This window comes from Novipirellula sp., from assembly GCF_041583735.1.
Taxonomy (GTDB): Bacteria; Planctomycetota; Planctomycetia; order Pirellulales; family Pirellulaceae; genus Novipirellula.
In genome coordinates this window covers 1-4,601 of the sequence record NZ_JBFHFD010000685.1, presented here as the reverse complement: position 1 = coordinate 4,601, position 4,601 = coordinate 1, and the positions used below count along the sequence as shown (strand labels likewise).

Genomic DNA, 4,601 nt, shown 5'->3' with positions numbered 1-4,601 from the left:
GGCTTCGGCCGTTGAAAGAGTTCGTCAGAAGCAGGGCGAGCAAAATGTGCTGCTAGTTCATGCGGGCGACACGTTTAGCGACGACCTGCTCGGTAACCTCACTCAGGGGGAAGCCGTTATTCGCATGATGAATGCCGTCGGCTATGACTATATGGCGCTCGGCAACCATGACTTTGACTACGGCGTGGAACAAACTCGCCATCTGCAAAAACTTGCCGACTTTCCACTGCGAGGTGCGAACATCATCGAGCAAGAAACCAACCAGCCGTTCCTGGGCAAACCATTCCACATCTTCTCGGTGGGCAAGGTAAAGATTGCCGTTTTGGCTCTCGGCTACCATAACACCGATCAAACTACCGCACCTAAAAATATTCAGGGGCTTCGCTTCGTCAATGGAATCGAAACCGCCCGCCGCTACGTTCCTGAACTTCGTCGTCAGGGGGATGTAGTGGTGATTCTGTCTCATCAAGGAACAGCGGTGGACAAACTGCTAGCCCGTGAGGTTGACGGAATCGACCTGATCATCGGCGGCCATTCTCACGACCGCCTTCACCCGGCGATCACTGTTAATGGAACCAAGATTGTCCAGGCGATGTCCGACACGGCGGCTCTTGGAGAAGTTCGAGTCAGCCTTGTTGATGGACAGGTTGTCAAGATTGAAGACGAACTGCACATGCTCTGGGCCAAGGATTACTCGCACCCGAAAATGGCCACGCTGATTGCCGACATCCGCCAGCCTCATCGACAGAAGCTCGAGGAAGTCATCGGAATGGCGAAGACTCTCATCCCCAGAAAATACAAACACGAGAGTCCCTTCGATGTGCTGGTAGCCAACTTGCTCCGTCAAGAAACCGGAGCCGAGGTTGTATTGCTTCCAGGGGTCGGATATGGAATCACGTTGCCTCAGGGGGAGGTGACTCGTGAAGATCTTTACACGCTGCTACCGCATCCGGCCAAACTCGCAACCTTTACGCTTACAGGCCAACAGATTCATGACGTACTGGAGCAGTCGGCTACCAATCAGGAAGCGGAAAATCCACTGGATCGTGTGGGCGGGCTCATTCAAACCTCGGGAATGACATGGACGCTCGATTGGGTCGCCCAACAAGGAAAGCGGGTTCGTGATGTGCAGGTCAACGCAGTGCGATTGGACAGGAACAAATCCTATCGAGTCGCCTCGCACAGTGGCATGTTAAACGGCATTCACCGGTACGATGAATTGCGAGACGCGGAAGAAGTCAAGGTCAGCGAAGAGAGCATCGTCGATATCGTGGAACATCACTTTCAGCGATCCGAATCAATCGTGGCTCCCCAACCTACAAACATCACTCTGATTCCCAAGCCTCGCTAATCCGATCTACTTTTTGTCTGGTATGCGGTCACATTGAAACGGAAATAACTTGTTTGGCAGTGAGGGAATTGGCATCGAATCGTAATAGCAAATAGATGGCACACAAGCTATGCCTCGAACTACGCAAGGATTTCGTTCGTCTCCTAGTTCGTGATCTCTGATCCCAGCGACAGTGATTCGGATACTGTCAATCGGATCCTGTGATTCGGAGGTAAGTCAATTCATGTTCAACGCCATCGCTGCGGTGAGTGGGGTTCCGCAGCAAACTTAGAATCGAAGCGGGGCTAGACTAAGTTAGCTGTAACGTGAACGACATTGTCGCGTTACGGCATCCTGGCGATCAACGTGGTCGATTGTAAAACGTAGCAAATGTAGAACCGCGATGGGTCCGCCGAGTGGGTTGCCACGCGATAGGCACGGTGATTGCCGACAATACGATACGCGGCGTGCGTTGACATCGTCATTGTTCATCGATTTCGCCAACGCTGGTACATCGTTTGCGATGTTGGTCATGCGGTGGCATCGGTTGTCGGTGCCGTACACACCTGAAATTGATAAAAGAGAGATATTCATGGCTGAAGCAACAACACGTATGGGGCAAGAGTCGCGGCGTTCCGAAGCATACCAGCATTCCGAAGGGACGGTTGCCAGAAGCATTGAAAAACAGACTGCCAAGTTACCGTCTGATGTTTTTCTGTGGGCCGCCTTTGCGTCCATCGGTAGTTCGTTACTTCTGCGGTCGGTGGATCGAAGAGACGAAAGTCTGTTTGTGGGTCAATGGGCGCCAACCTTTCTTTGCCTGGGGATCTACAACAAGATTGTCAAGACCGCGGGCTCTGATCGCACCCGAGGCTAACGCTTTCACAGCGATCTGCCCCCGCTTCAGGCGAACCGCCGCCAACCCCAGCAATTGCGAGACGCTGCCCATTTGCGCAGCGTCATTGTAGAAGAGAACTGGCAGATGGTGACACGGATCCCAACGTGGACAGTCCCACCTTTTCTTCGCGATGCAATTTGAGGCAATCACATCGCTCTGAATCAACTAGGCGGCGTATCCGAAGACACCCCATTTACGAATTGTGAGCTTGCTATGATTGACTGGACTTGGATAACGGCCAGCGGAACAGAGCTCCTCATGGTTTTGATTTCTGGGCTTGGCATCTACGTCACCCTCTTGCTGTTGACCCGTCTGTCTGGGCTGCGAAGCTTTTCTAAAATGTCAAGTTTCGATTTTGCGATCACGATTGCCTTCGGTTCGGTGATTGCCTCCACGCTGCTCACGAAGTCTCCGTCGTTAGCATCCGGGGGCTTCGGACTTGCCGTCCTGTTTCTGATCCAGTACATCGTTTCTCGAAGTCGGCGGTTGGCGGCGTTCGTCGAGTCCATTGTTGACAACGAGCCAATGTTGCTGATGGCCGGCGATAGGGTCCTCGACGAAAACCTGACCCGCGCCCGAGTCACAAACGATGATTTGAATTCTCATCTTCGAGTGGCAGGGATCACGCACCCCAAGCAGGTGTTCGCTGTCGTGATGGAGTCCACCGGTGATGTCGCTGTATTGAAGAAGTCTGATGAAGTGGACCGCTCGCTTTTTGCCGGCGTCAGAGGATCGGAACAGCTAACATTTGACCCGCGTGATTTGTAACCAAACTGGAATCACGAAGGTATTTCCAAACAGGACCTTACGCGCCGGGCATCTGAACATGCTCGGCTTCGACAACGTCCGCGTTTTTGAACCCCTTCTCGAATTTCGCATCGATCACGGCGGACGCGTCCGGCACGTCTCTGTGAATCAGCTTCGTTGGTTGATCACGAAGAACCTCGTCACGATCCAAGTAGAGTCTTAGCTGTACCTTTCCCGCCGGAATGGTTTCGCCCTCCGGCGACAGATCGTCACGCTGGTCGTCGCTCGCGATCACGAACAACGATCCATTGACCATCTTACGTGGCGTCACTTTGCATTGAGTGAACGCGATCGGGGTTGGAGACCAATCATCGATTTCAGAATCCCAGCGGTGTACAAAAATCTGAACCGTGGACAAATTGGGCCAGTCCGCGGGAAGCCCTTTGATGCGGATTACGTGCTCGGTGGGATACCAGTTGTCTTTGGGAATTGCCTTGCCATCCCGATAGCCTCCGGTAGCAGCCAATGCAAAGTCCTCTAGCCAAGCAGCGAACGCTTTGTAGGATTGATCGTCCGTGTGCATCTTGATGCCGCCCAGGTGCGAGACCGGCGTGACCGAGGATGGCTTGCCGAGGTTCCCATCGGCATCTTTGGCAGGAACCTTGGCCGTCGGTTTAAGCAGCAGCAGGCTTTGTAAGGGGGCGTCCACGTTGATTAGCGGCAAATCATCGCCACGCCGCTTTCGACTGCTTGCGATCAACGACTGCAATGTCTGCTCAGGAGTCTCTTTAAAGATGTTCATCTTCGCTCCAAACTTGGCGACGAACTCCTTGTGTCGTTCCAATGGCTTGGCGTGCATCGGATTTTCCGCGTCGATCTCTGCCGGTGTGTGACACGGAAAACATCGCATGCGTTGAGACCAAATGTTTCGCACGAAAGAATCGAGAACCCGATCTTTGCGGGTGTGCCGAATGACCTCAACCGGCGTCTTAGGACCGGCCGCGACGCTTGGCTCGATCGCTGCGGCATTCACCAAGTCCGAGTCTTGGCAGCAGGCTGCGATCCAAGACGCGAAGGCTTCGTATTCTGCGGCCCGATTCTTGGCATGAATTCGCTTGGCCAGCGAATCCGAATCGGATTCGCCCATCTCGATCAAGTGCAGGATTTTCGATTCGCGAGGACGATCAACATCCACCAAACCCTGGTCTCGCAGTGACAAGAACGTCTCACGACTGGACGGCCGGATGTAGTCCTTTAGGTCGACCGAGGAAAGATGACACTGCACACAACTTGAGGGATTCGGAGAGTTGAAGATCGGCATGATCCTCTGCTCGAACACGGAAGCGGGGGTCGGCTCCGCCGCAGACGCATGCGTCCCAAACGCGATCAAGGTGGCAACAAAAATTGCATAGGCGGTTCGTTGCATGGCGATCATCCATTTTTGACGGGAATGTAGCAATTCATAAAAGTGTATCCGATGCTCTAGATCGCTGGTAAGCTGCCAATCCTTCGAACTTCCTCAGAAAGTTCACGCGGAAAGCATCATCCAGAAACTTCACTACGACTCATTCGCCCCCGGCCCGACGCGGTCTGAGCGACGACTACCAGCGATGAATTCATTATTTC

The 4,601-nt window shown here is 53.4% G+C and carries 5 protein-coding genes; 3 read left to right on the top strand and 2 right to left on the bottom strand.

The window, feature by feature from the left end; all coding sequences use genetic code 11:
• On the top strand, nucleotides 1–1,351 hold a 1,351-nt coding region (locus tag ABX962_RS30925; protein WP_372725366.1), incomplete at its 5' end, for a bifunctional UDP-sugar hydrolase/5'-nucleotidase.
• Nucleotides 1,352–1,674: 323 nt separating this feature from the next.
• Here the strand turns inward: ABX962_RS30925 and ABX962_RS30920 are convergent.
• Nucleotides 1,675–1,809 (bottom strand): hypothetical protein, encoded by a 135-nt coding sequence (locus ABX962_RS30920; protein ID WP_372725364.1) that lies wholly within the window; start codon nucleotides 1,807–1,809, stop codon nucleotides 1,675–1,677.
• A 5-nt stretch (nucleotides 1,810–1,814) separates the two neighbouring features.
• On the opposite strand from ABX962_RS30920, the gene ABX962_RS30915 reads away from it, so the two are divergent.
• Nucleotides 1,815–2,207 carry a hypothetical protein gene (locus ABX962_RS30915; RefSeq protein ID WP_372725362.1) on the top strand — a complete coding sequence of 131 codons (393 nt, stop codon included), beginning with the start codon at nucleotides 1,815–1,817 and terminating at the stop codon, nucleotides 2,205–2,207.
• A 234-nt stretch (nucleotides 2,208–2,441) separates the two neighbouring features.
• The gene (locus ABX962_RS30910) at nucleotides 2,442–2,996 is read left to right on the top strand and encodes a DUF421 domain-containing protein (RefSeq protein WP_372725361.1); all 555 of its coding nucleotides are present in this window, start codon (nucleotides 2,442–2,444) and stop codon (nucleotides 2,994–2,996) included.
• 37 nt (nucleotides 2,997–3,033) lie between these two features.
• Here the strand turns inward: ABX962_RS30910 and ABX962_RS30905 are convergent, their stop codons facing one another.
• Nucleotides 3,034–4,401, bottom strand: a complete 1,368-nt coding sequence (locus tag ABX962_RS30905) for a hypothetical protein (protein WP_372725359.1) — start codon at nucleotides 4,399–4,401, stop codon at nucleotides 3,034–3,036.
• Nucleotides 4,402–4,601: the final 200 nt, after the last annotated feature.

Bases quoted from the DNA above. Each gene is read 5' to 3' on its own strand.
- ABX962_RS30905 (WP_372725359.1), bottom strand. From the start codon at position 4,401: ATGCAACGAACCGCCTATGCAATTTTTGTTGCCACCTTGATCGCGTTT.
- ABX962_RS30920 (WP_372725364.1), bottom strand. From the start codon at position 1,809: ATGTCAACGCACGCCGCGTATCGTATTGTCGGCAATCACCGTGCCTAT.
- ABX962_RS30910 (WP_372725361.1), top strand. From the start codon at position 2,442: ATGATTGACTGGACTTGGATAACGGCCAGCGGAACAGAGCTCCTCATG.